General features: G+C 61.1%; 27 protein-coding genes. 14 read left to right on the top strand and 13 right to left on the bottom strand.

Annotated features, from left to right (window positions below; genetic code table 11):
* Window positions 1–50: 50 nt before the first annotated feature.
* The 10 genes from AB5Y85_RS11160 to thpR all read right to left on the bottom strand — a co-directional run bounded on the left by AB5Y85_RS11160 (window position 51) and on the right by thpR (window position 8907).
* A complete protein-coding gene (locus tag AB5Y85_RS11160) occupies window positions 51–1415 on the bottom strand; it encodes a cation:dicarboxylase symporter family transporter (RefSeq protein ID WP_307772292.1) in 1365 nt (454 codons plus the stop codon).
* A 152-nt stretch (window positions 1416–1567) separates the two neighbouring features.
* Window positions 1568–1918: a putative quinol monooxygenase gene (locus tag AB5Y85_RS11155; protein ID WP_042079948.1), complete on the bottom strand. Its 351-nt coding sequence runs from the start codon at window positions 1916–1918 to the stop codon at window positions 1568–1570.
* Window positions 1919–1942: 24 nt separating this feature from the next.
* On the bottom strand, window positions 1943–2800 hold the full coding sequence (gene panC, locus AB5Y85_RS11150; protein WP_257687399.1) for a pantoate--beta-alanine ligase: 858 nt from the start codon (window positions 2798–2800) through the stop codon (window positions 1943–1945).
* Between the two features lie 201 nt (window positions 2801–3001).
* Window positions 3002–3796: a 3-methyl-2-oxobutanoate hydroxymethyltransferase gene (panB, locus tag AB5Y85_RS11145; RefSeq protein ID WP_005335640.1), complete on the bottom strand. Its 795-nt coding sequence runs from the start codon at window positions 3794–3796 to the stop codon at window positions 3002–3004.
* Window positions 3793–4302 (bottom strand): 2-amino-4-hydroxy-6-hydroxymethyldihydropteridine diphosphokinase, encoded by a 510-nt coding sequence (gene folK / locus AB5Y85_RS11140; protein ID WP_101529629.1) that lies wholly within the window; start codon window positions 4300–4302, stop codon window positions 3793–3795. The genes panB and folK overlap by 4 nt, the downstream gene beginning before the upstream one ends.
* A gap of 11 nt (window positions 4303–4313) precedes the next feature.
* The gene (gene pcnB, locus AB5Y85_RS11135) at window positions 4314–5780 is read right to left on the bottom strand and encodes a polynucleotide adenylyltransferase PcnB (RefSeq protein ID WP_005335642.1); all 1467 of its coding nucleotides are present in this window, start codon (window positions 5778–5780) and stop codon (window positions 4314–4316) included.
* A gap of 255 nt (window positions 5781–6035) precedes the next feature.
* A complete protein-coding gene (gluQRS, locus tag AB5Y85_RS11130) occupies window positions 6036–6944 on the bottom strand; it encodes a tRNA glutamyl-Q(34) synthetase GluQRS (RefSeq protein ID WP_139443331.1) in 909 nt (302 codons plus the stop codon).
* A gap of 111 nt (window positions 6945–7055) precedes the next feature.
* On the bottom strand, window positions 7056–7505 hold the full coding sequence (dksA, locus tag AB5Y85_RS11125) for an RNA polymerase-binding protein DksA (protein ID WP_005335644.1): 450 nt from the start codon (window positions 7503–7505) through the stop codon (window positions 7056–7058).
* 119 nt (window positions 7506–7624) lie between these two features.
* Window positions 7625–8368, bottom strand: a complete 744-nt coding sequence (sfsA, locus tag AB5Y85_RS11120) for a DNA/RNA nuclease SfsA (RefSeq protein ID WP_019444756.1) — start codon at window positions 8366–8368, stop codon at window positions 7625–7627.
* Entirely contained in the window at window positions 8365–8907 is a 543-nt protein-coding gene (gene thpR, locus AB5Y85_RS11115) for an RNA 2',3'-cyclic phosphodiesterase (RefSeq protein WP_064335479.1), read from the bottom strand. Before thpR ends, sfsA begins: the two co-directional genes overlap by 4 nt.
* A gap of 178 nt (window positions 8908–9085) precedes the next feature.
* Here thpR and hrpB point away from each other — a divergent pair, with 178 nt between their 5' ends.
* The 3 genes from hrpB (at window position 9086) to AB5Y85_RS11100 (ending at window position 14385) form a co-directional block, all read left to right on the top strand.
* Complete coding sequence (gene hrpB / locus AB5Y85_RS11110) at window positions 9086–11533, top strand: ATP-dependent helicase HrpB (protein ID WP_257687398.1); 2448 nt, start codon at window positions 9086–9088, stop codon at window positions 11531–11533.
* A 73-nt stretch (window positions 11534–11606) separates the two neighbouring features.
* Window positions 11607–13925: a penicillin-binding protein 1B gene (gene mrcB, locus AB5Y85_RS11105; RefSeq protein WP_139443327.1), complete on the top strand. Its 2319-nt coding sequence runs from the start codon at window positions 11607–11609 to the stop codon at window positions 13923–13925.
* Window positions 13926–13983: 58 nt separating this feature from the next.
* Complete coding sequence (locus AB5Y85_RS11100) at window positions 13984–14385, top strand: VOC family protein (protein WP_139443326.1); 402 nt, start codon at window positions 13984–13986, stop codon at window positions 14383–14385.
* A 78-nt stretch (window positions 14386–14463) separates the two neighbouring features.
* Here the strand turns inward: AB5Y85_RS11100 and AB5Y85_RS11095 are convergent, their stop codons facing one another.
* Together AB5Y85_RS11095 and AB5Y85_RS11090 are read right to left on the bottom strand one after the other, a co-directional pair.
* Window positions 14464–14784 carry an SMR family transporter gene (locus tag AB5Y85_RS11095; protein WP_257687397.1) on the bottom strand — a complete coding sequence of 107 codons (321 nt, stop codon included), beginning with the start codon at window positions 14782–14784 and terminating at the stop codon, window positions 14464–14466.
* The gene (locus tag AB5Y85_RS11090) at window positions 14781–15167 is read right to left on the bottom strand and encodes a multidrug efflux SMR transporter (protein WP_005335660.1); all 387 of its coding nucleotides are present in this window, start codon (window positions 15165–15167) and stop codon (window positions 14781–14783) included. The genes AB5Y85_RS11095 and AB5Y85_RS11090 overlap by 4 nt, the downstream gene beginning before the upstream one ends.
* Before the next feature lie 158 nt (window positions 15168–15325).
* Here AB5Y85_RS11090 and AB5Y85_RS11085 point away from each other — a divergent pair, with 158 nt between their 5' ends.
* The 3 genes from AB5Y85_RS11085 (at window position 15326) to ppa (ending at window position 18644) form a co-directional block, all read left to right on the top strand.
* Window positions 15326–16207, top strand: coding sequence for a LysR family transcriptional regulator (locus AB5Y85_RS11085; RefSeq protein WP_257687396.1), 882 nt, complete (start codon window positions 15326–15328; stop codon window positions 16205–16207).
* 109 nt (window positions 16208–16316) lie between these two features.
* The gene (locus AB5Y85_RS11080; protein ID WP_047439568.1) at window positions 16317–17897 is read left to right on the top strand and encodes a DUF3369 domain-containing protein; all 1581 of its coding nucleotides are present in this window, start codon (window positions 16317–16319) and stop codon (window positions 17895–17897) included.
* Between the two features lie 216 nt (window positions 17898–18113).
* Entirely contained in the window at window positions 18114–18644 is a 531-nt protein-coding gene (gene ppa, locus AB5Y85_RS11075; protein ID WP_005335667.1) for an inorganic diphosphatase, read from the top strand.
* A 28-nt stretch (window positions 18645–18672) separates the two neighbouring features.
* On the opposite strand, the gene AB5Y85_RS11070 is transcribed toward ppa, so the two are convergent.
* Window positions 18673–19020: a hypothetical protein gene (locus AB5Y85_RS11070; RefSeq protein WP_005335669.1), complete on the bottom strand. Its 348-nt coding sequence runs from the start codon at window positions 19018–19020 to the stop codon at window positions 18673–18675.
* 139 nt (window positions 19021–19159) lie between these two features.
* Between AB5Y85_RS11070 and AB5Y85_RS11065 the strand changes: the two genes are divergently transcribed.
* The 8 genes from AB5Y85_RS11065 to AB5Y85_RS11030 all read left to right on the top strand — a co-directional run bounded on the left by AB5Y85_RS11065 (window position 19160) and on the right by AB5Y85_RS11030 (window position 25179).
* Entirely contained in the window at window positions 19160–20050 is an 891-nt protein-coding gene (locus tag AB5Y85_RS11065) for a hypothetical protein (RefSeq protein ID WP_047439570.1), read from the top strand.
* Between the two features lie 220 nt (window positions 20051–20270).
* Window positions 20271–20813, top strand: a complete 543-nt coding sequence (locus AB5Y85_RS11060; protein WP_005343253.1) for a YtfJ family protein — start codon at window positions 20271–20273, stop codon at window positions 20811–20813.
* 44 nt (window positions 20814–20857) lie between these two features.
* Window positions 20858–21157 (top strand): DUF2607 family protein, encoded by a 300-nt coding sequence (locus tag AB5Y85_RS11055; RefSeq protein WP_199427620.1) that lies wholly within the window; start codon window positions 20858–20860, stop codon window positions 21155–21157.
* A gap of 32 nt (window positions 21158–21189) precedes the next feature.
* The gene (locus AB5Y85_RS11050) at window positions 21190–21774 is read left to right on the top strand and encodes a DUF2796 domain-containing protein (RefSeq protein ID WP_257687395.1); all 585 of its coding nucleotides are present in this window, start codon (window positions 21190–21192) and stop codon (window positions 21772–21774) included.
* A gap of 4 nt (window positions 21775–21778) precedes the next feature.
* A complete protein-coding gene (locus AB5Y85_RS11045; protein ID WP_257687394.1) occupies window positions 21779–22468 on the top strand; it encodes an ABC transporter ATP-binding protein in 690 nt (229 codons plus the stop codon).
* Window positions 22462–23709, top strand: a complete 1248-nt coding sequence (locus tag AB5Y85_RS11040) for an ABC transporter permease (RefSeq protein WP_158112796.1) — start codon at window positions 22462–22464, stop codon at window positions 23707–23709. The genes AB5Y85_RS11045 and AB5Y85_RS11040 overlap by 7 nt, the downstream gene beginning before the upstream one ends.
* A 31-nt stretch (window positions 23710–23740) precedes the next feature.
* Window positions 23741–24214, top strand: a complete 474-nt coding sequence (locus tag AB5Y85_RS11035; RefSeq protein WP_026034852.1) for a DUF3299 domain-containing protein — start codon at window positions 23741–23743, stop codon at window positions 24212–24214.
* 104 nt (window positions 24215–24318) lie between these two features.
* Window positions 24319–25179 carry a TIGR03899 family protein gene (locus AB5Y85_RS11030; RefSeq protein ID WP_005354697.1) on the top strand — a complete coding sequence of 287 codons (861 nt, stop codon included), beginning with the start codon at window positions 24319–24321 and terminating at the stop codon, window positions 25177–25179.
* Window positions 25180–25204: the final 25 nt, after the last annotated feature.

Genomic DNA, 25204 nt, shown 5'->3' with positions numbered 1-25204 from the left:
GAAAGAAGCCCGCAACTGCGGGCTTCTTTCATATTGGGCAACACTTGGAGTTAACTGGCGGCCTGCGTCTGCACCGTCTCCACGTTGGCCAGCTGCTGCTTGCCCAGCAACCGCTTGGTGATCATCGCCGCCATGATGGAGCCGTTGACGTTGAGAGCTGTGCGGCCCATATCCACCAGTGGCTCGATGGCGATCATCACCCCCACCAGCGCGATGGGGAAGTTGAGGGTGGAGAGCACGATCAGCGCGGCGAAGGTGCCGCCACCGCCGACGCCGGCCACCCCGATGGAGCCCAGCGCAATCACCGGCAACAGAGTCAGCAGGAACAGGGGATCAAACGGGTTGATGCCGAGTATGGGGGCAATCATCGCCACCATCATGGCCGGATAGATACCGGCGCAGCCGTTCTGGCCGAGGTTGGCACCGAACGAGGCGGCAAAGTTGGCGATGCTGGCGGGCACACCAAGGCGCTGCTGGGTCTCGATGCTGAGCGGAATGGAGGCGGCGCTGCTGCGGGAGATAAAGGCGAAGGTGAGCACGCCCCACACTTCCCGAAGATAGTGCAGCGGGTTCTGGCCGATCAGCAGCAGGATCACCATGTGCACCGCAAACATCGCCAGAATGGCGACGTAGCAGACCAGAATAAAACCGAGCAGGCTGAGGATCTCGCTCAGCGGATAGTGGGCCACCACCCGGGCGATCAGCGCCATCACGCCATAGGGGGTGAGCGCAATCACCACCCGCACCATCTTCATTACCCACAGTTGCAGAGTGTCGATGGCGACAGCGGCGCGGGCACCCGCCTGTGGATGCTCCGCCTTCATCTGCAGCAGAGCAACCCCCGCCAGCACGGTGAAGATCACCACGCCGATCACCGAGAGACCGCGGCTACCCGCCATATCGGCGGTAAAGTTGGTGGGCACCAGCGAGAGCAGCAGGGCCGGCAGGGTCTGGGCACTGTCGAGGGTGCTCATGCTCTGTTGCAGGGCTGCCGTGTCGCTGCCGTGGCTCAACAGCCCCTCGGCAGTGAGGCCACTCAGATGGGTTACCGTCATCCCCACCACACCGGCGATCATCACCAGGGTCAGCATGGAGCCGATCAGCACGGCACTGATCTTGCCGAATGACTGGGCCTGCTCCAGCTTGTTGATGGCGGAGAGGATGGAGGTGAACACCAGCGGCATCATCACCACCTTGAGCAGGCTGACATAGCCACCGCCGATGATATTGACCCACTCCAGAGTCTGCTGGACGCCGGCATCATCGGCGCCCCACCCCAATTGCAGCGCCAGCCCGAACAGGGCGCCAAGCAGCAGACCCGCAAGCACCTTACGCGAGAGCGGCAAACCGGTAGGCAACCGGGTGAGAGCAAAACAGAGCAGACAGAAAACAAGCGATGCAATCAGGACAAACATCATGAATACCTGTAGCGGCCATCAGGCCGAAAGTGGATAGAAACGAAGGGAGATGCGGGCTGGGCCGCAGAACAAAACGCCGGAATGCAGGAGAGTGCAGGCGTGAAAAAGCAGCGGACGCCCGAGGGGGCGTCCGCTGGCAATCGGGTGAATTACTTCTTTATGGGGGCGTCGTACTGTTCGGGTTCGTCGCTATAGACGCAGACATTCCACTTGGCGGCCAAACCATCTTCCGCCAGACAGTAACGCTCGAAGAAAGCCTTGATCTCCGCTCGCTGGCAGTGGGCTTCGAAAGCCGCCATATCTTGCCAAATCTCGTTGAACACGATGGGGAAGCTCTCCCCCTCGGCAAACGGACTCGCGATGTGGCGGGTCACCCGATATTGCAGGCAGCCATCCTCACGCAGGGTGTTGGGCTCGAGCGCCTGCAGCACCTGAAACAGGGCTTGCTCCTGACCGGGTTTGGGCAGGAATTGGGCAATGCAGTAAACCTTCTTGGACATGGGGTCCTCCTGGTTGTGGCGAGCTCAGGCTTGCTGCAGCGTGACCACTTGATTGTCGATAAGGCGGGCCTTGCCAAGATAAGCGGCCATCAGGATCACCAGCTGCGCGCTCTCGTCAGTGGCGGACTCGAGGGTGGCGGCATCGACGATGTCGATGGCATCGGTACGAAAACCGACATTGTCGAGACGCTGGCTGGCCTGCGCCACCAAGGAGGGCAGGTGGTGATCACCCGCTTCAATCTGCTCGGCGATCCAGTTCATGGTGCGCGCCAGCTCGGGGGCAATGGCCCGCTCGGCGGCAGTCAGGTAGCCGTTGCGGGAAGAGAGCGCCAGCCCGTCTTCGGCCCGCACGGTGGGCACGCCAACGATCTCGATGGGCATCGCCATGTCGGCCACCATCTTGCGAATAAGCGCCAACTGCTGGTAATCCTTCTGGCCAAAGCAGGCCACATCCGGCTGTACCAGATTGAACAGCTTGGTGACGACGGTACTGACACCACGGAAGTGACCCGGGCGCAGCGCCCCCTCCAGCAGATTGGAGAGACCCGGCACCTCGACGAAGGTCTGACTGGCCAGCCCCTGCGGATACATGATCTCCGGGGTCGGGGTGAACACCATATCGACGCCAGCCGCTTCCAGCGCAGCGCAATCCTGCTCCAGAGTGCGCGGGTAGTTGGCGAGATCCTCGGCCTTGTCGAACTGCATCGGGTTGACGAAGATGCTGACCACCACCTTCTCGGCGTGGCTGTGCGCCTCTTTCACCAGCGTCAGGTGGCCCTGATGCAGATTGCCCATGGTGGGCACAAATGCGATGGCACGGCCTTCACGGCGCCATTGGCTTATCTGCTCACGCAGAACGACGGGATTATTTACGACCAACATCAGCAGTTCACCTTCCGATAAATCAAAAAGAGAGACGGGTTGCATCTACCGGTAGCACTCGGGCGGGATGGGGCACGAACATTGCTATCAGCAGTTCACCTCTAGATGAATCAATAAGATACGGATTCGCTATACGGATTAACTGTGCGAGGCTGAGAAGCAGAGACGGGGGCCGCAGCCCCCATCATGCAACCGCCAGGATCAGTTGAAGCAGTGCTCCGGGCCGGGGAAGCTCCCCTCGCTCACCTGCTGGACATAGAGGCGGATGGCGGCACGCACATCGCCGGTCTCGGCCAGGAAGTTCTTGGTGAACTTGGGCACATAGCCGGAGGTGACGCCAAAGGCATCGTGCATCACCAAAATCTGACCATCGGTCGCGGGGCCGGCACCAATGCCGATCACCGGGATGCGAAGCGCCTTGGTGATGCGCTCGGCCAGCGCAGTGGGCACACACTCGAGCACCAGCAGCTGGATACCGGCCGCTTGCAGTTCGAGGGCCTGACGGTAGATCTCCTGCGCCTGAAACTCATCGCGCCCCTGCACCTTGAAGCCACCAAAGACATGAACGGATTGCGGAGTGAGGCCGAGGTGACCGCACACCGGCACCCCGTTGCGGGTAAGGTGGCGGATGGAGTCACACAGCCAGTCGCCCCCTTCCATCTTCACCATGCGGGCACCGGCCGCCATCAGGCGGGCTGCGTTCTGGTAAGTCTGCTCGGGAGTGGCGTAGCTCATGAACGGCATGTCGGCGACCACCAGTGCCTTGCTGGCACCGCGCGCCACACAGCGGGTGTGATAGACCATCTCATCCATGTTGACCGCCAGGGTATCCTGACCCCCTTGCAGCACCATGCCCAGCGAATCGCCGATGAGCAGCACGTGGGCACCCTCGTCGTCGAACAGCTTGGCAAAGGTGGCATCATAGGCGGTGATGGCGGTGAACTTTTGACCTTCCTGCTTCATCTTCAGCAGGCTGGCGGTGGTGATCTTGCTCATAGAGGCTCCTGTAGATCTGCACTCGGCGCAATGATGGCCAAATCATTGTGCGGGCAGCGGGCAACCAGTCGGGCGAGCGGGGTGCCGCAGGGCAGCACCAGAGCAGGCGCAATTTCGGCAAGGGGCAGCAGCACGAACTCCCGCTCCTTCATGCCGTAGTGGGGTACGATCAGGCGCTCATGGTTGATCACCTGATCCCCATAGAGCAGCAGATCGAGATCCAGAGTTCTCGGCCCCCACCGCTCATCTTTGCGCACACGTCCCTGTTCCAGCTCGATTTTTTGTAATTGATCCAGCAGCGCAAGGGGCGCGAGCCGGGTATTGAGCCGGGCCACGGCATTGACGTAGTCCGGTTGGTCAGCAGGCCCCATGGGGCGGCTGCTGTAAAACGACGAGGCCTCCACCAGCACAGATTCCGGCAACCTTGCCAACACGGCAACGGCGCGACGAGCCTGACCCAGCGGATCAGACAGGTTGGAACCAATGGCGATGAAGACCTCGGTCATCACGTCTGTTGTCACTCGGCCACTTTCGGTTTGCGGCGACGGGGGCGACGGCGGTTGCGGCTGTTGCTGCTGCGCTTCTCGCCATCGTGGCTACGGGCCTCGCCGCGCTCACCGCTGGCCGGGCGACGGGTCGCTTCACGCTGCAGTTGCGGGCGCACATCCGGATTGGAGGCAACATAACGCTCCCACCAGCTGGCCAGCTCACCGAGACCACGCTCGACCCGGTTGCGCAGCAACAGGAAGTCGAACGCCGCGCGGAACTTGGGATGCTCCATGGCGCGCTCGGGGTGCTTGCCCTGACGACGGGTCAGCCGCTGTTGCAGTGCCCAGATGTCGCGGACATCTGTGGTGAAACGGCGGGGAACGGCGATGATCCGCACCTGATTGTCCAGCACCTCGTTGATCGCCAGCATGAAGGCGTCATACCAGGGCAGGCCGCTCTCGTTCTCCAGCACCCGACCACGGGCCTCGACGCAGCCCCACAGCAGGGTGGCGTAGAGGAAGGCGGGGGTGACGCGCTTATCTTCACGAACGCGGGTGTCGGTATCGATCAGCGCCTGCTCGATAAACTGCTCGTAGGGCGAGTTGCCGTGCGGGGTAAACAGCGCAGCCACTTGCGGGAAGAGCTGCTGGAACAGACCATACTCGCGCAGTAATTTGTAGGTCGCCAGGCCATCGCCAGCCAGGAACAGCTTGAGGGTCTCCTCAAACAGGCGGGCTGCAGGGATGTCTTGCAGCAGTGGCGCCAGCTCCTTGATGGGGGCGGCGGTTCGCGGGCTAATGGTCATATCCAGCTTGGCGGCGAAGCGCACGGCGCGCAGCATGCGCACCGGATCTTCACGATAACGGGTCTCGGGATCGCCGATCAGCTCAAGCTTGCGCTCGGCCAGATCTTCCAGGCCCCCTTCGAAATCGTGCAGGGTGAAATCTTTGGCGCTGTAGTAGAGGGCGTTGACGGTAAAGTCGCGGCGCTCGGCATCCTCTTCGATGGTGCCGTAGACGTTGTCGCGCAGCAGCATGCCTTCATCAGACTGGGCCGACACATGTTTGCTGGTATTGACCTGATGGTGGTGACCCCGGAAGGTGGCCACTTCGATCACGTCACGACCAAAGACAATGTGAGCCAGGCGGAAACGACGGCCAATCAGGCGGCAGTTGCTGAACAGCGCCTTGATCTGCTCCGGCGTCGCATCGGTTGCGATGTCGAAATCCTTGGGCGTCTTCCCGAGCAGCAGATCCCGGACTCCGCCGCCGACTAGGTAGGCCTCATAGCCCCCTTTGTTCAGGCGATAGAGCACCTTGAGTGCATTCTCGCTGATCTCTTTGCGCGAAATAGGGTGCTGATCACGGCTTAAGGTACGACGTTGACCGGCGACACGGGCTGGAATGGGGGATTCCACCGACTGCTCGCCGTCTTCCTTGCCGAGCACCTTGCGGCAAAAGTTTGCGATCTGGGAAAAAATGGTACACCTCTTCATGACTTCTAAATTGACGGGAGGCCAAAAAATAGCGGCCTATGATAGCTCACGCCTAACCAAATGAAAAACCGTGCTGACAATTGATCCCGCATGAAACCGTCTGTCAGCGAAAATAGCGGTCTATCTGCACATAGCTCACGCCTGCACAAATGAAAAACCATGTGGCTACTTCAGCTCATTTGAATCAAACAGAGCCAAAAAATAGCCGTCTATCTGCGCCCAGCTCACGTCTTATTACACGAAAACCGGCTCTCTTTACTCAATGTCCAGCGGGATCTTCTCGCTGGCTGGCACCCGTTCGAGCAGCCAGTTGGCGATGCCCCACTCGATGATCTCGTCGATCCGGCTTGCCATCAGCTCGGGCGGCGGGCACTGGCCGAGGAAGTGCAGTGCCTGCCACAGGGCCGGTCGCACCTCATCAAGCGCCAGCGCAGGCGCATGGTTCTGCTTGGAGAGCTTGTTGCCATCTGCCAGCACCGCCAGCGGCAGGTGCACCCAGTCGGGCACCGGTGCCCCCAGGGTCTGGTAGAGGGCAATCTGGCGCACCGTGGGCTCCAGCAGATCGGCACCGCGCACTATCTCGGTGATGCCGCTGTCCATATCATCCACCACCACCGCCAGGTTGTAGGCGTAGAGCCCGTCGCGGCGGCGGATAATGAAATCCTCCTCGGCGAGCGCCGCCGGGACCGCGATATGGCCCTGCAAGCGATCATCGAAGTGGTAGACCGGATGGTGCTGGCGCAGCCGGGCGGCGCAACCTTCGGCCGCAAGCCCGAGGGTGCGGCAGTGGCCGCTGTAGAGACCGCCCGCGGCCATGATTTCGCGCCGGGTGCAGCGGCACCAGTAGAGATCCCCCGCCCGGTAGAGCTGGTCGATGATCTCGTCATAACGGCGGTGGCGCGCGCTCTGGAACATCACCTCCCCATCCCACTCGAGGCCATATGCTTCAAGAGTCTTGAGGATCAGGTGCGCTGCCCCCGCCATCTCCCGCGGCGGATCGATATCTTCGATGCGTACCAACCAACGTCCCTGCTGCGCTCTGGCCTGCAAAAAGCTGCCGAGGGCGGCGATCAGCGAACCAAAATGAAGCGGGCCTGAGGGTGAGGGGGCAAAGCGGCCGACATAGGGGCGCACAAGGGGTGAGGATGGGGAATTCACTGGCATGACTGTTCGGGTAAGCGATTCATTGAGGCTGCATTCTGGGGCTCGACCGCCAAAAGCTCAATAAAAAAGGGAGCCCGCGAGCTCCCTTTTTCATATACCAGAGGGTCGGGATCAACCGGCCATCTGTTTTTCCTTGATCTCGGCCAGCGTCTTGCAATCGACACAGAGGTCGGCAGTCGGACGGGCTTCCAGACGACGGATACCGATCTCGATACCGCAATGTTCGCAGTAACCGAAATCATCGTCTTCAAGCAGCTGCAAGGTCTTCTCGATCTTCTTGATCAGCTTACGTTCACGGTCGCGGGTACGCAGTTCAAGAGCGAACTCTTCTTCTTGCGCGGCACGATCCACGGGATCCGGGAAGTTGGCAGCCTCGTCTTTCATATGGTCGACGGTACGATCAACTTCCTGCATCAGTTGGTTGCGCCAGGCACCCAGGATCTTGCGAAAATGCGCCTTTTGTTGGTCATTCATGTACTCCTCACCCGGCTTTTCCTGGTAAGGCGCGACACCCGCAATGGCCAGGGGGCCCAGAGATTTCCTGTTTTCGCCTGTTGGCATGCCCTGTCTCCTAATTCAGCACGCTACCCGTGCCATCCATAAATTGAGGGCGACATCTATAGCAGAAGGGTAACGGGTAAGCAAACGAGCCGTACCAATAATGTTACCCACTCCAATATTTATGCACTCCCCTCGGGTAACAGGTGACCAGATTCAAACGGGATAAACCCTTGAGCCACCATGCCTTGCACCCCAACATGGGGCCGATAGCATAAAATTTCAACCCCCGCCGCGATTGCCTGCTCAATTAGCAGACTATAGTGCGGATCTATATGGGTTGCAGGGCGCATCCGGCTTATTCCGGAGTGCAGCACCATAAAGAGCAGCACGGCCCTGTGGCCCGCCGCTTTCATGGCCATCAATTCACGCAAGTGCTTGGCACCACGGGCGGTGACCGCATCAGGGAAGTAGCCCATGCCTGCCTCCTCCCGCTCGTCGAGCAGGGTGACCGATTTTACCTCGATGTAACAATTGCCCTTCTCGTCATCTTCCAGCAACAGATCGATGCGACTGTTCTCTTCGCCATATTTCACCTCGGTACGCAACCGGCTGTAACCCGCCAGCGGAGCGATAGCCTCCTGCTCGATCAACTCCCGGGCGATCTGGTTGGCGCGCGCCGTGTTGACGCAGATAAAGTGGCCCGCCGGGCTCTCGGCGATCTCCCAGCTGTTGGGCAGCTTGCGCTTGGGGTTATCGGAGGTGGAGTACCAGACCCGGGTGCCCGGATCGGCACAACCGGTCATGGCACCGGTATTGGCGCAATGGATGGTAATGACCTCGCCGTTATCGAGTTGCACATCGGTCAGAAAGCGCTTGTAGCGGGCCACCAGCTGGCCCGATTGCAGGGGGGGATCAAAGATCACGGGTTAGCCCTCCGCGCGTCTTCTTTTACCCGGGCGCGCAGCGGCCAGCAGGCAAGCGGCTCGTAGCGCACCCCGTCCGGAGTCGAGATGGATTGATAGAGGCAGAACTCATCTGCCTGCAGCAGAAAATTTGGGGCAGGCAGGATGGCAGGCGCCTCACCCGCCTTGCGCGACAGGGTGACATGGGGGCGATAACCCTGCTCGCCATTGCCAAGACGCAACTTCTCACCGTGGCGTCGCAGCGCCTTTGCCAGCACGGTCAGCTCGTTGGGCCACTCCTTCGGGCCAATCCAGGCAGCCTTGGCCCGGCTGAACCAGCCGGTCTCATCCAGCCTGATGGAGAGCGGCGGACAGTGCTGACGCTCCACGGCGGCGATCAGGCGGCGGGTGGTCAACTCGTCCGCCTCCCCCAGAAAGGCGAGGGTCAGGTGGAGGTTGGCTTGCGGCACCGGCTGACCGGGCCAGGGCAGCTGATCGCGCCAGGCGATGAGCTCGGGGGCGAGCTCCTTGACGGGCAGGGCAAAGAAGAGTTTGGCCATGTGGTGATAATGCCTTTTTCACGCTCATTGGATGAGCCCATTCTATGGCAGCCATCCGGCCATGTCTCGCCAGCCTCCCGCCCGAGTGGCCATCTCCTCACATCCACTCACGGTGGCGCGGGTGGCTGTGGCAGAATAGGCGCCGTTTTACCGGTTGCTACAGAAGGTGCTCATCGCTTTGTCCCAGCTCCCCATCGTTTCGGTATTGCCCGAACTCTTTGCCGCCCTCGACAGCCACACCAGCGTGATCCTGCAGGCGCCACCCGGCGCGGGCAAATCGACCCTGCTGCCGCTGGAGCTGGTGCGTCAGAACCGGCTGCCCGGCCGCATCATCATGCTGGAACCAAGGCGCCTGGCTGCGCGCAATATCGCCACGTTTCTGGCCCGTCAGCTGGGGGAGAAGGTGGGCGAGCGCATCGGCCTGCGGGTGCGTGGCGAGAGCCGCACCAGCGCAGCGACCCGGCTCGAGATCGTCACCGAAGGGGTGCTGACCCGGATGTTACAGCAAGACCCGGAGCTGACTGGCGTCTCGCTGGTGATCTTCGATGAGTTCCACGAACGCAGTCTGCACGCCGATACCGCGCTGGCCTTCGCCATCGAGAGCCAGCAGGGATTGCGCGATGACCTCAAGCTCCTGGTGATGTCCGCAACCCTGGATGGCATGGCACTCGAGACCTTGCTGCCGGATGCCCCAGTGGTTCGCTCCGAGGGGCGTGGTTTTCCCATCGACTATCACTACCGCCCCGCCAATCGCCAGCAGTGGCTGGAGCCGCAGGTCGGTGCCGTGGTGCTCGAAGCGCTGGCCGCCCACCGCGGCAGCCTGCTGGTCTTTCTGCCGGGACAGGGTGAGATCGAGCGACTGGCGCAATGGTTGGCAGACAAACTGCCGGACGACATGACCCTCGCCCCCCTCTACGGCCGCCTCGACATGGCGGCGCAGCAGGCAGCCATCGAACCGGCACCTGCGGGCCACCGTAAGCTGGTGCTCACCACCAATGTGGCGGAGACCTCCCTCACCATCGAGGGGATCTCGGTGGTGATCGACAGTGGGCTGGAACGACGGGCCTCCTATGATCTGAAAAGCGGTGTCACCCGACTGGAAACACGCCAGATAGCCAAATCCTCCGCCACCCAGCGGGCAGGCCGTGCTGGCCGTCTCGGCCCCGGCGTCTGCTACCGGCTCTGGAGCAGCGAGGTGCAGGAGCGGCTCGCCGAGCAGAGCCCGCCAGATATTCTCACTCAGGAGCTGACCGGCCTGCTGCTGGATGCCGCCCAGTGGGGGGCAAAAGTGGAAGATCTGCCGCTGCTCGACATGCCGCCGCCGGCGGCCGTCGCCAGCTCCCAGCGGCTGCTGGTGGCCCTCGGCGCCATGAAGCCGGAGGGTGAGCAACAACTTACCCCGGCTGGTCGTGCCATGGCGGCCTTCGGTACCCATCCCCGTCTCGCCCGCATGCTGCTGCGCGCCCGCGAGCTGGAAGCTGAAGGTCTGACAGGGATTGTCGCCGATGCCGCATATCTGGTGGCGTTGCAGGAAGAAGATCTGCGAGGATCGGAGCGCCTCTCTGTGCTGTTCCACCGCCGTCAAAACGCCCTGCGCCAGGGCGCGGCCCGCTGGTTTGAACGGCTTGGCGTACGCCCTGCCACTGCGCAGGGTCAGTGGCTGGGGCTACTCTGCGCCCTCGCCTGGCCGGATCGCATCGGCAAACTGCGCAGCGGCAGTCGCTATCAACTCAGTGGTGGAGTGAGCTGCGATCTGGTAGAAGGTCATCCCTGTCAGGGACAAGGGGCCCTTATCGCCATCGAGATGGGGCAGAACGATCGCGGTAGCCGCATCTTTATCGTCGAACCGGTCGATCTTGACGAGCTGGTACGCCTGCTGCCGGAACTGGTAAGCGAACGACAGTGGTTCGACTGGGATGAACGGGAAGAGCGGGTGCGCGCCGAACGCCAGCAGGTGATCGGCGAGCTGGTGCTGAGCCAGCGACCGCTGACCGAACTCTCTGACGAGCAGAAAGGACGCTGCCTGCTGCAAGGCATTCGCCGCAAGGGGCTGCATGTGCTGCCGTGGGACGAGAGCAGCGAAGGGCTGCTGGCCCGTCTGCGCTGCGCCCGTGAGTGGCTGCCTGATGAGGAGTGGCCAGCCATGGATGACGACAGCCTGCTGGCCACCCTCGAACAGTGGTTGCTGCCAGCGGTGAGCGGCATGACCCGGCTGGAGCAGCTGAAGAGGCTCAATATGAGCGACATCCTGCGCCAATCCCTGCCCTGGCCGTTGCCCAAACGGCTCGACGAGGCGCTGCCAAGCCACTTTGCGGCACCGACCGGCAGCCGGGTGCGGATCCGCTATCAACCGGGGCAGGCACCGGTGATCCCGGTGCGCATTCAGGAGATGTTCGGTCAAGGTTCGACCCCCTGCGTGGCCGATGGCCGGGTGCCGCTGGTAGTGGAGCTGCTCTCCCCCGCCCAGCGACCACTGCAGATCACCGCCGATCTGGCTGCCTTCTGGGCAGGCTCTTACGAGCAGGTGAAAAAAGAGATGAAGGGGCGCTATCCCCGCCACTACTGGCCGGATAATCCGCTGGAAGCGATGCCGACCAAAGTCACCAAAAAGAAGATGGGCATCTAGGTTCGATGGGTTAATCCCGCTCGAACGTTCGCGAATGCGACATAACAAGTAGAAAGGAAAGCAAAGAGGATTTATGGCAACCCAACGACGCAAGCGTGCCCTCAAGAAGGCAGCGCCCAAACGCACCATCTGGCGCAAGCTGTTCTGGCTTGGCTTCAAGCTCTCCCTGGTGGTTGCGGCCTTTATGGTGGTGTTTGGCATCTACCTCGATACCAAGGTGCGCGAGCGCTTCGATGGCGAGAAGTGGCAGCTGCCGGTGATGGTCTACAGCCGCCCGCTGGAGCTCTACCCCAGCCAGCGCCTGTCGCGGGACCAGATGCTGCGCGAGCTCAACATGCTGAGCTACAAGCAGGTGCGCCAGCCTCACACGCCGGGTGAATACACCATCAACGGCAACCGCATCGAGCTGATTCGCCGTCCGTTCGAGTTCTATGATGGCGCCGACGGTGCCCGTGGCCTGCGCCTCACCTTCAACGGCCCGCGCCTTGAGGGGATCCAGTCGCTGGAGAACCAGCGCCAGCTCGGTTACGCCCAGATGGACCCGGTGCTGCTCGATCGCCTCAATACCGAAGATCGGGAAGATCGCCTGCTGGTGCGTATCGCCGAAGTGCCCGACAGCCTGCTGGTGACCCTGCTCACCACCGAAGATCGCGACTTCTACCAGCATGGCGGCGTCTCGCCGGTGGCCATCATGCGCGCCATGTTCGCCAACCTGATCGCGGGTCGTACCGTGCAGGGGGGCAGTACCCTGACCCAGCAGCTGGCCAAGAACTTCTTTCTGACCCGTGAGCGCAGCCTGTGGCGAAAACTGCAGGAAGCCTACATGGCGGTGCTGATCGACTATCGCTACAGCAAGGACGAGATCCTGGAGTCCTACCTCAACGAGGTCTATCTGGGGCAGAACTTCTCGCAAGGGGTCTACGGTTTCGGCCTCGCCTCCTACTTCTACTTCGGCATTCCGGTCAACGAGCTGGATATCGATCAGGTCGCCCTGCTGGTCGGTCTGGTGAAAGGCCCCTCCTATTACGACCCATGGCGCTTCCCGGAGCGGGCCAAGACCCGCCGTGATCTGGTGCTGAAGCTGCTGATGGATCACGGCAGCCTGACCCAGGCCGAGTATGAACTGGCCAGCCGCCAACCCCTCGGCATCATCGCCCGTGGCCAGATGAGTTATGGCCGCACCCCGGCCTTTATGGGACTGCTCAAGCGAGAGATCCAGAGCCGCTTCGGCGCCGATCTGCTCAAGCAGTCCGGCCTCAAGATCTTCACCAGTCTCGACCCCATTGCCCAGCACGCGGCCGAGCGGGCGGTCGAATCGGGCCTCGCCGATATAGAAAAGCTGCGCGGCAAGAAGAAGCTGGAGGCGGCCATGGTGGTCTCCGACTGGCATAAGGGCGAAGTCGTCGCGCTGGTGGGTGGCCGCGATCCCCGCTACGCCGGGTTCAACCGGGCGCTGGATGCCCGCCGCCAGATCGGCTCGCTAGTGAAACCGGCGGTCTACCTCACCGGTCTCTCCAACGGCCTGACCCTGGCGACCCCACTCAAAGATCAGCCGATCCGTATTCGCGGTCAGGATGGCCAGGTCTGGACACCGCAAAACTACGATCGCAAGTTCCGCCAGAGCGTGCCGCTGATGGATGCGCTGGCCAGCTCCCTCAACGTGCCGACCGTCAATCTGGGTCTGCAAGTGGGGCTGGAGAAGGTAGTCGACACCCTGCACAAGCTGGGAGTCCAGCAGGAGATCCAGCCCTACCCGTCGCTGGTGCTGGGGGCGGTGGCCCTCTCCCCGCTGGAGGTGAACCAGATGTATCTTCCCATCGCCAATCAGGGACTGACCCAGCCGCTGTCGGCCATTCGCGCCGTGGTGAACGGGGATGGCAGCCTGCTCTATCAGCATGATCAGACCGCCAAGCGGGTCACCGACCAGCAAGCAAGCTGGCTGACCCTGTTCGCCATGACCAAGACGGTGAGTCAGGGCACAGCCCGCGCGCTCAGTGCCAAGTTCCCCGGCGCCACCATGGCGGCCAAGACAGGTACCACCAACGAGCTGCGCGACTCCTGGTTTGCCGGGATGGACAACAACGAACTGGTCAGTATCTGGGTCGGTCGCGACGACAACACCCCGGCGGGCTTGACCGGTGCCAGCGGTGCCCTGCAGCTCTTTAGCGGCTACATGAGCCAGCGCGGCGTCAACAGTCTGGGACTGAAGATGCCGGAAGGGGTGACCTGGGCCAACTTCTCCCGCGCCAGCGGCACCCGCGTCACCAGCGACTGCCCGGGCAGCCTGCAGGTGCCGGCCAAAGCCTCCACCATGGGCTCCCCGGCCGGTTGCGCCAGCAGTGCGACGCCACGCAGTGCGCTGGATGACTGGTTCGGCGGTTTCTTCAACTAGATCAACGACACGGGCAGCGCAGGCTGCCCGTTCACTATGCTGCTGACAAGGAAACACCATGACCTTTCCGCTGTTTGAGGCCATCCACCATGTGGCCATCATCGCCAGCGATTACCCACGCTCGCGCCACTTCTACCACGAGGTGCTGGGGCTGCCCATCATCGCCGAGACCCTGCGCGAGGCGCGCCAGTCGTGGAAACTGGATCTGGCCCTGCCGGACGGCAGCCAGCTGGAGCTGTTCAGCTTCCCCTCGCCTCCCGAGCGCCCCTCCCGCCCCGAGGCGTGCGGCCTGCGCCATCTCGCCTTTCGGGTCAGCGACCTTGACCGGGTCATCGCCCACCTACTGACCCATCGGGTCGAGGTAGAGCCGGTACGGGTGGACGAGCTGACCGGCAAACGCTTTACCTTCTTCGCCGACCCCGACGGCCTGCCGCTGGAGCTCTACGAAGCGCCGCGCTGAGCCTGAGTCGGTCAAGCAGTCGGCCAAACAAAAAGCCGCCCGGCGAAACCGGGCGGCTTTTGTTATTGCTTCAGATTATCAGGCGGTAGTCAGCATAACGACAGCCAGCGCCATCACCATCATGCCAGCCCAGCCGATGGGCTTGAGCCGCTCACCGAAGAAGAGCAAACTGCCCAGCGCCGTACCGACGATGCCGATAGCTCCCCAGGTGGCGTAGGCAACAGCCAGGTCAATCTGACCGCCACTTACCACTTCCGAGAGCAGGGTAAAGGCGCCGAGTACCAGCATGATCCCCAGGAATCCCCACCCCTTGTAACGAAAACCCTTGGAGCGGTTAATGGCCATGTTGGCGCCGATATCGATCAGTGCGGCACCCAGTACAATCACAAACGGACTCATGCTGTGGCCTCCGCTTCTACTGACTTGTCTGCAGGCTCATCATGGGTCTCCCCCATGGTCACCATAACAATCCCCACTATCGCGAGAGCCAGGCCAATCAGCTCCTGAACGGTCACATCGTAACCAAGGAACATGACCGACACTATGGTGATCAAGGTGATCCCGAGCCCCTCCCAGAGCGCAAACGCAATACCAATGGAGATTGTTTTGGCGGCTTTCGCCAGCAACCAGTACGAGAAGCCGATCAACAGCCACATCGGGATGTAATTCATCCAGCCAGCTCCCTGCTCGGGGATCATGGCCATGCTGGAGGTACCAGCGACCTCGGTCACGATGGCGCCGGTCAAAAACAGCCGGGCCAGAAACATACGACTTAATAACATATAAGATGCCTTTGTTGCTTCGACGGGAGAGATGGTAAACGGGGAGAAGCAACTCGCGACAATCGCTCAGCGTCGATTATTCCGACGCCACAGGTTTGCCTTGCCTTGGTTCGACACGCTAAGGTGATGGTGAAAAACTCCGCCATAGCCTGTAAAACATGAAGCTATATCAGATAGAACTCTTTGTAGAGTCCGCCAATAGTGGCTCTATTGCCAACACAGCCCGTCGCCTCGGCAAAAGCCGCAGCGCCGTCAGCACCGCCATCGCGGCGCTGGAAGTTGAGCTTGGCGTCGAACTTTTTGAACGAGGCTCCAATCAGAGTCGCCTGACCGAGATCGGCGAGCTGGTGCTTGATGATTGCACTCGCCTGCTGCAGGCAGCCAACAGCCTGCAGCAGAAGTGCAAACATTACGCCTCGGGGGCCGAAGTGGCGCTGCGGGTTGCCCGCGATGACGCCATTCCCGAGCCGGTGTGGCGCGAGATGCTGGCCAGCCTGCACAATCAGTTTCCCGGTACCAGTATCTCTCTGGTGCTCGCCTCCCCACCCGAACTGCCGGCGCTGGTGGAAGAGGGGTTCGTCGATGCCGCTTTTGGCCTTATCACCGAGGATCAGGAGCGCAGCGGCCTCAATATCGACGTGCTCAACCCGATCCGCACCCTGATGGTGGTGGCACCCAGCCATCCGCTGGCCGGACTGAAGCGGGTCAAACAGCAGGATCTGACCGATCACACCCAGGTCACCCTCTCGTATGTAGATGAATTTTCTGTAAAAAGCCTGCTACCTGTGGGAGGCATGCATATCGGTCTCTCCAGCTTCGAGTTGATGCGCAATGCGGTGCTGGACGGGCTGGGCTGGGCAGTGCTCCCCTCGCCACTGATCCAGAGCCAGTTGCGACAAGGCTCCCTGCTGACCCTGAAACACAAGTTCAGCCTGCAGTGGCGGGATTACGGGGTCTATCTGGCGGAAAACGCCTATCACGGCAAGGTGTTGGCCTGGTTGAAGAAGTCGATCCAGGGGTATCTGGAACCTTTCGAGTAGCGATAAAGAGGCGGAGCCAGCTCACGATATCTACTTATCCTGATGATCCGAGAGGATGTGATCGTGCATACTGTTCACATACTCATTGAGCGCCGGAGGCGTAACCGATATGAGCAGTGCCCAAGACAAGGACGATATCTTGCTGGACGACGACATCATCGAACTCGATGATGAGGAGGTCGTGGTCCCCAAGGCACTCAACCCATGGCAAGTGCTGATCGTGGATGATGAGCCGGATATCCATCATGCCACCCGCCTGGCCCTCTCCAACATTCACTACAAATCCCGTCCGCTGGAGCTACTCAATGCCTACAGCGGCGCCGAAGCTGGCCGCATGCTGGAGGCCAATCCCAGGATTGCGCTGATCCTGCTCGATGTGGTGATGGAGACCGAAGATGCAGGTCTGCGGCTGGTGCACAGGATCCGCAACGAAATGCACAACTCGCTGGTGCGGATCGTGCTGCGTACCGGCCAACCCGGCCAAGCCCCCGAGCAGCGGGTGATCCTCGATTACGACATCAATGACTACAAGACCAAGACCGAGCTGACGGTACAAAAGCTCTACACCACTGTCATCGCATCCCTGCGTTCATACGAAACCCTCAGTGCCATCGACAAGAGCCGTCAGGGGCTCGGCAAAATTCTGGAAGGAGCGGGCGATCTCTACCATCTTCATTCACTCAAGGAGTTTGCCTCCGGCGTGCTGAAACAGATCAGCGCCATTCTCGATGTGGGCACCGAAGGGGCTATCTGCGTCGAGCGCCGTCCCGGCGAACAGGGGCTGGAGATCCTCGCCGCCACCGGCGACTACGAGACTCTGCTGGATGATGGCAAGATCACCGACTTCCCCCCCCTCAATGACTCGGTTCTGAAGGCACTGGCGGCGCGCAGCAACCGCTTTGAACACCCGCAGGACTCCCTCTATATCGCCGCCCAGAATGGTCGCGAGTTCGTGCTGAGTTTTACCCCGACCCAGCCCCTCGATCCCCTCGAGTGCGATCTGCTGGATGTCTTCTGCCAGCGCATCTCGGCGGCCTACGACAACCTCTATCTCTACAACCAGTTGCTGCGCGCCCAGGAGGCCACCGTAGTGGCGCTGGCGGCTCTGGCGGAGTTTCGCGACTCCGATACCGGCGAGCATGTCTTGCGGGTGCAGAAGCTCTCGGATGCCATCGTGGCAGAGTTGAGGCAGATGGCGGCCTATCCCGAGCAGCTAACCCCGGAGTTTGTCGAGATGATCGGCATGGCCTCCATCCTGCACGATGTGGGCAAGGTGGGCACCCCGGATCATATCCTGCACAAGCCGGGGCGTTTCGACCCGGATGAGCGGGCCATCATGGAGCAGCACGCCGGTATCGGCGCCAATATCCTGCACAAGGCGGGCGAAATGGTGGAGGGAACCAGCTACCTCTCTCTCGGCGCCGAAATCGCCCGGGGCCACCATGAGCACTTCGATGGCAAGGGCTACCCACAGCAGCTGGCTGGCCAGCAGATCCCGCTGTCGGCGCGGATTGTGGCGGTAGTCGATGTATTCGATGCCCTGCTCAGCAAGCGCCCCTACAAGGAGCCCTGGACGCTGACGCAGACCATGGAGTATATCCAGTCCCGCTCCGGCACCCAGTTTGACCCTCATGTAGTGACAGCCCTGTCGCGACTGGTCAACGAGTCGAGACTCCCCTACTCGCTCTGACCCTCTTTGCTCGCAACTCCACATACCCTGCCGGTGACCAAGGTCAGCGGCAGGGCATCAAAATAGCCGTTTTGTTGCATCCCGCACACATCAAAGCGCCGCAAAGCGGAAACATCCCCCTTCTTTGTTAGCGATAGCCGCTGAAATATGGTCATTTAACATCACATCGCTATAATATCGGCCTGCAAACCTGATACTAACAACGAAGGAATTATCATGAGCCTGAACCTGGTACCGGCCGGCAAGAGCCTGCCCGACGATATCTATGTCATCATCGAAATCCCGCAGAATGCCGACCCGATCAAATACGAAGTCGACAAGGACAGCGGTGCTATTTTCGTCGATCGCTTCATGTCTACCCCGATGTTCTATCCATGCAACTACGGCTACGTGAACGCGACCCTCTCTCTGGATGGTGACCCCGTCGACGTACTGGTTCCGACCCCCTACCCGCTGCTGGCCGGTTCCGTCATTCGCTGCCGCCCGGTTGGCGTGCTGAAGATGACCGACGAATCTGGCGAAGATGCCAAGATCGTTGCCGTACCGCACTCCAAGCTGACCAAGCAGTACGACCACATCCAGGATGTGAACGATCTGCCGGAACTGCTGAAAGCCCAGATCCAGCACTTCTTCGAGCGCTACAAAGAGCTGGAAGCGGGCAAATGGGTCAAGGTGGAAGGTTGGGGCGACAAGGCCGCTGCCGAAGCCGAGATCAAAACCTCTGCCGAGCGTTACGCTGCCAAGTAAGCATCACTCGGTTTGTAAAAAAGGCGCCTTATGGCGCCTTTTTTGTCGGTGTTTGCGGCAGCTGACCGGCCGCATCTTCGGCAGGATTGCCCTGAATGTATATTTCACGACCATCTTTCTGGTAGGGACGATAGTAATCACCGCCACAGCGATAGCCGCCGCCAGGCTGGCTCATCAGCTCGCAGTTGACCGGCAACACCTCCAGCCACTTGATGGCCTGCTGGTAGCGCAGCCACTCCTGCCATTCGTGCTCGCGTGCCAGCTGATCACGCAGGGCAAAGGTATCCGCAATGGACATCCCCTTGTTGACGATCACCTGACCCGCCATGGCTGGCAGGCTGAGCAGCCCAAACAGCACTATGATCCAAGGCTTCATAACCCCTCCAGAGTGACTTAATTTCACAATTAAATTAAAAGTCACATCAATCTGTTATCCAGATCACAAAACGAAACATCACCAAAGTGGTGCCGGCTCACCTAGTTGTTAATTATCGTCCACGGCAGGAAGCACCACCATGAAGCTGACCCCCGCGCTGTTGCTCAGCCTCACTCTCAGCACCACCCTTGGCGCCACAAGCAACGCCAGCGAGATCAACATGAGCTGGCAGTGGCAATCCACCGATGGCCAGCGCAAGCACTTCCAGCTGACCACCGACGATCAGGTGATGGCCGCCAGTCGCCACGAGATGAGCCTGCTGAAGGCCTCTCTCACCAATCCGCTGGAGACCCTTTACGCCTACATCAGCCCGCGGCTCTACAACAGCATCAACCTGATCAATCAGAGCAGCCCCGAGACAGCTACCAAATTTCGCAATCTGGAGCAGGCCTTCACCCTACGGGACGACAGCATGGAGTCGATGCTGTTTTGGCAAGCCTACCAGCAGTATCAGGAGGATGCCTTCTACCAGATGAGGGTGATACCCTGCGTCCATCCGGCCAATCGCAAACTGCCTTGCGTGCGACCCGATTACTCCCAGCTCTTCTACCACTTCAAGGGGCATCTCAAGCCGCTGGCGCAGCAGTTTGCCGCCAAGGATCTCGCCACCAGCGTCAGCCTGCTGCAGGAGTGGCTGAACGCCATCCCCACCCAGCCGGAGCAGCTGGATCACTTCGCACCGCCGCTGCAAGCGTTGCAGGATAACAAGGCCGACAGCGACGAGAAGGCTCTGCTGATGGCCAGCCTGCTGGCAGAGCTGGCGCCGCAATATGTGCTCAGCATCATCTATCCGGATATCAGCATCGGCAGCGTCTCCCCTGCCTGGCTGGCCATTACGGCAGACAGTGGCGTACCCGGTGATGTGGTAGTGATCAACAATCAGCGCCATGTGCTGCTGACCGGCTCGTCCCTGCTGGCCCAGCAGATGACCATGGCCAAGATCCCCCTCATCAGCGAGTCGCTCTACTGACGCAGACAGCTCAGACCAGCAGCCAATTCATTGATTTTTATCGATGTCATGCCATCCTAGCCGCCCTTGCCAGCCAACCACCTGACTGGCGGGGCACCGACGCTTCTGAATTGCGATCTTATTTAACACTTTTTAAACAGATCCGATCAGTTTAGGATGAAGCTCGCCCATTCCCTCAATCCGAAACTCGTTATAACATAACAAATGGAGTGTCATCAGGATGAAACATCTCGTACTTACTTTGGCGCTGCTGCCATCTCTGGTCTTTGCTCACAACTTCAAGGATGGCAACCCGGTTCCGCTGGTCAATGTCAGCGACAAGGGTGAGCTGGTACTGAACGGCAAGGATATCGGTTACCAGCCGTGGCAGAGCACCTCGCTCACCGGCAAGGTGTTCCTGATCCAGCATATTGCCGGTCGCTCCAGTGCCAAGGAGCTGAACGCCCCGATGATCGAGGCGATCAAGGCCGCCAAGTTGCCGCAAGACAAGTACCAGACCGTTACTGTCATCAACAGCAATGACGCCATCTGGGGCACCTCCGGCTTCGTGAAGAGCAGTGCCGAGGACAGCAAGAAAGAGTTCCCCTGGTCCGCCATGGTGCTGGATGCCAAGGGCATGGCGCGCAACGCTTGGGATCTGACGCCGGAAAGCTCGGCGATCATCCTGCTGGATAAAGAGGGCAAGGTGCTGTTTGCCAAAGATGGCCAGCTCGATGCCAACAACATTGCTACCGTGATGGGGCTCATCAAGTCCCATCTCTAAGTCAGAGAGAAAGGGCGCTGATGGCGCCCTTTCCATAAGGGTCTATGGGTCGTATCAAGCTGAAAATCTGGATCTTGCTGCTGGGCTGGTTATGGCTGCAGCCTGCCCTTGCCCGGCACCAGTTTGAATCTGCCCTGCCCGGCCACGACGACCATCATTGCCTGGTTTGCGCCCTCCATCTGGATGGCAAGCAAGTCATCACCGCTACTCCCTATTGTTTCCCCGGTTCGACCTCTGTTCTGCCTGCAGTTGCAACCATGCAGCGCTCGGCGGATACCGCCACGCTTCACAGCTATGCCATCCGTGCGCCGCCCGCCTCTGTTTTTATCTATCCCTTTGTTTAAGTTCACTATTTGTTTTGAAAAAAGGATTAAAGATGAAAGCAGTTACTCTGTTGCTGGCCGCTGCGGCCTTTGGCGCACACGCAAATCACGACGAACACGAGAGCCACAGCCACGGCGCCCACGAGCATGGCCACGGCCACCTCAATCTGGTGGTCGATGGCGACCAGCTGATGATCGAACTGCAGGCCCCCGCAGCCGATCTGGTGGGCTTCGAGCACGCCGCCAAGAGCGATGCAGAGAAGGCGCAATATGCCAAAGCGGTCGCCCGCCTCCAGCAACCTGACGCCCTGTTCCGCTTCGACCCGGCCGCTGGCTGCAAACTGACCCAGCAGGAGCTGCAAGCCGCCAAAGAAGAGCATGATCACGACCACGACCACGACCACGACAAGGCTGCCAGCGACAAACATGAAGACCACCATGATCATGACGAAGCGGGTCACGCCGATATGGGCGCCATGTACACCTACACCTGCGCCACACCGGCCAAACTGACCGGCATTGAGGCGACCCTGTTCAGCGTCTATCCGAGCCTTGAGAAGCTGAGCGTGCAGGGGATCCTGCCCACTGGCCAGACCGCTGGCGAGCTGACCCCGTCCGCCAACAAGCTGAGCTGGTAACGCCATGAAAAAAGCCGTGGTTGAGATCCGCGATCTGGCCTTTACCTGGCCAGGTGGCGACGCTGTACTCGATCTGCCCGCCCTCACCATCCGCGAGGGTGAGCGGGTCTTTATCAAGGGCCCGTCGGGCTCTGGCAAGTCGACCCTGCTCGGGTTGCTGGCCGGGATCCAGACCGCCAACCACGGCACCCTGGAGGTGCTGGGCCAACCATTGGCCCGGCTCTCTAGCCGTGCCCGTGACCACTTCCGGGCGGCCAATCTGGGTTATATCTTCCAGCAGTTCAATCTGCTGCCCTTTCTCTCGGTGCAGGACAACGTGACCGCTGCCCTCACCTTTTCGCCCGCCAAACGGGCCCGCCTGCAAGGGAGCCCGGAGCAGGAGGCGCGCCGTCTGCTGGCGGAGCTGCAACTGCCGGACGAGGCGCTGCACCGCCCCGTTCATGCCCTCAGCATCGGCCAGCAGCAACGGGTTGCCGCCGCACGGGCGCTGATCGGCTCGCCACCGCTGGTGATCGCCGACGAGCCCACCTCTGCACTCGACACCGACAACCGGGCCGCCTTTATCAAGCTGTTGTTCGAGGAGTGTGACAAACAGGGCTCGACCCTCATCTTCGTCAGTCACGATCCTTACCTCGAACCCCTGTTCCCACGGGTGGAAAACCTGCAACAACTTAACCGGAGGGCTACGTGCTAAAGCTCGCCCTGCAAAGTCTCTGGGCCCGTCGCCTCACCGCCGGGCTCACCCTGCTGGCCGTTGCCATCAGCGTCACCCTGTTGCTCGGGGTGGAACGGGTGCGCACCCAGGCCCGTGAAAGCTTCTCCAACACCGTCTCGGGTACCGATCTCATCGTTGGTGCTCGCTCTGGTCAGGTGAATCTGCTGCTCTACTCGGTGTTTCGCATCGGCAACCCCACCAACAACGTGGGGTGGGACTCCTATCAGGCCATCAAGCAGAAACCCGGCGTCGCCTGGACCATCCCGCTCTCCCTTGGTGACTCCCACAAGGGATTTCGGGTGCTCGGCACCAATGGCGACTACTTCACCCACCTGAAGTACGGTCAGCAACAGTCGCTGCAAATGCGCGAGGGGCGGCCGTTCGAGACGCCGTTTGAAGCGGTACTCGGCGCTCAGGTGGCCGAGAAGCTCGGCTATCACCTTGACCAATCCATCGTCATCGCCCACGGCGCTGGCAACACCTCGTTCAGCCAGCACGACAACCTGCCGTTCAAGGTGGTGGGCATTCTGGCGCCGACCGGCACGCCCATCGATCGCACCATCCATGTGCCGCTGGCGGGGATAGAGGCGATCCATCTGGGCTGGGATACCGGCCGCCACAGCAAGAACGTGACGCCGGAGCAGGCGCTGGCGCAGGATCTCACCCCGAAAACTATCACCGCCTTTATGGTGGGCTTGAGCAACCGGATCCTGGCGTTCCAGCTGCAGCGCAGCGTCAACACCTATCCCAAGGAGCCGCTGATGGCGATCCTGCCGGGGGCCGCCCTGCAGGAGCTGTGGAGCCTGATGAGCGTGGCGGAAACCGCGCTGTCGGTCATCGCCGGTTTCGTGGTGGTGGCGGGCCTTATCGGCATGCTGACTACCCTGCTGGCGGGGCTTAACGAGCGACGCCGGGAGCTCGCCATATTGCGATCCCTCGGTGCGGGCCCTGCCCATCTGTTCCTGCTGCTGGCGCTGGAGGCCATGGCGCTGACCACGGTCGGTATCGCCCTCGGGGTCGCCGTACTCTATCTGGGGCAGGGGCTTGCCTCGCCCTGGCTGCTCAGCCACTATGGCCTGCAACTGAGTCTGGGGCTGCCGAGCACCTACGAGTGGCAGTTGCTGGGGGTAGTGTGGCTGGCAGGCATGGTGATCGGCCTACTCCCTGCTGCCCGCGCTTACCGCTACAGCCTGAGCGATGGCATGAGCATTCGCGTCTAGCGAGACGCCCAAAATAGAAACAGAAGGACAGATGATGAAGTGGAAAATTGTGGCGCTGCTCGCCAGCCTGCTGGTGCTGCCCGCCCTGGCCGCCGATTACAAGACCATCGACTGGGATGTGCTCATCCCGGAAGGGGAGAAACTGCTGCCACCACCCCAGGTCAATCACGAAGATCCCATGTCGGTGCCGCAACCGGTGGGCGGGGTAAACAAGAAGCTGGACAACCAGGATGTGCGCATTCCGGGCTTCGTGGTGCCACTGGAGGGGGATGCCAAGAAGATCACCGCCTTCCTGCTGGTGCCCTACTTCGGCGCCTGCATCCACGTGCCGCCGCCCCCCACCAATCAGGTGATCTATGTGAGCTACCCCAAGGGTGCGCCGGTGGATGATCTGTGGGATGCCATCTGGGTGAAAGGCAAGATGCGCACGGTCAGCTCCAGTCACGAGATGGCCACCGCCTCCTACTCGATGGAAGCGGTCGAGGTGAGCGTCTACGAGGAGTAATCCTCCCATTGCAAAAAAAGCGGCCTCCACGGAGGCCGCTTTGTTATCTTGGCATCCCGGTTGGAGTAACATTCAGCTCCAGAACCTGTGCGAATGGAGTCAGCATGGCAGACCTCCCCCCCCCGAAAAAAGAGAGTTCGATCCTGAGCAGCCAGGAGCAGACCCTGCGTCTGGCCCGCAGTCGCGGCATCGACGGCATGCTCACCCGCAATACCGACAGCACCTTCGAACAGCGCGCCACCTTTCGCCATCTGGCAGATCAGGCCGCTCGCCAGCGCAATCTGGAAGCCATCATGGTGATGGCCTCCCGCCACTGCGAAGAGACGGCGGCTGGCGGCGAGATGGACAGCGACTGGCTGACCCGCTTCCTGCAACTGGCGGAAGATATCAGCATGGTGCCGATGCAGCAGCTGTGGGGGCGGATCTTCGCGCTGGAAGTCGCCACGCCGGGCCGCTTCTCCATTCGGGCGCTCGCCACCCTCAAAGAGATGACCCAGCGCGAGGCCCAGCTGTTCCAGCGCATCTGTTCACTGACTTGCCACTACACCGGCAGCGACGAGCAACGGCTGCTGCTGGGGCTGCACAAGGGGGCCACCCTGCTGAGTCGCGCCAAGGCGACGCGCCTCGGCCTTGGCAAATACCGCCTCCCCTACAACGCCCTGCTGCAACTGTTCGAGCTCGGGCTGCTGCACCGCGCGGAGCTGGAGTCCGGCCCGCTGCCTGCCGATGGGGTCGAGCTGGAGTTTGGCAACCAGCGCTGGCGGCTGCAGTGCAAGCAGAACAACATCACCCTGCTCTACTACCGCCTCACCCCGGTGGGCAACGAGCTTGCCCAGCTGCTGCAAGAGTCGCCGCTGGAGGAGTACCTGCAGGATCTGAAAACCGTGCTGGTGCAGGGTATCCAGATTGAAGTGATGCAGCTCGTCAGCCCCCCCTCCTCACCCGCTCCCGACCCTCTTCCCTGAGCTCTGACGGGGCAGCGGATGCCCC

The sequence above is a fragment of the Aeromonas sp. R3-1 genome (genome assembly GCF_040908345.1).
Lineage (GTDB): Bacteria > Pseudomonadota > Gammaproteobacteria > Enterobacterales > Aeromonadaceae > Aeromonas > Aeromonas veronii.
This window is presented reverse-complemented; position numbering and strand designations above follow the sequence as displayed.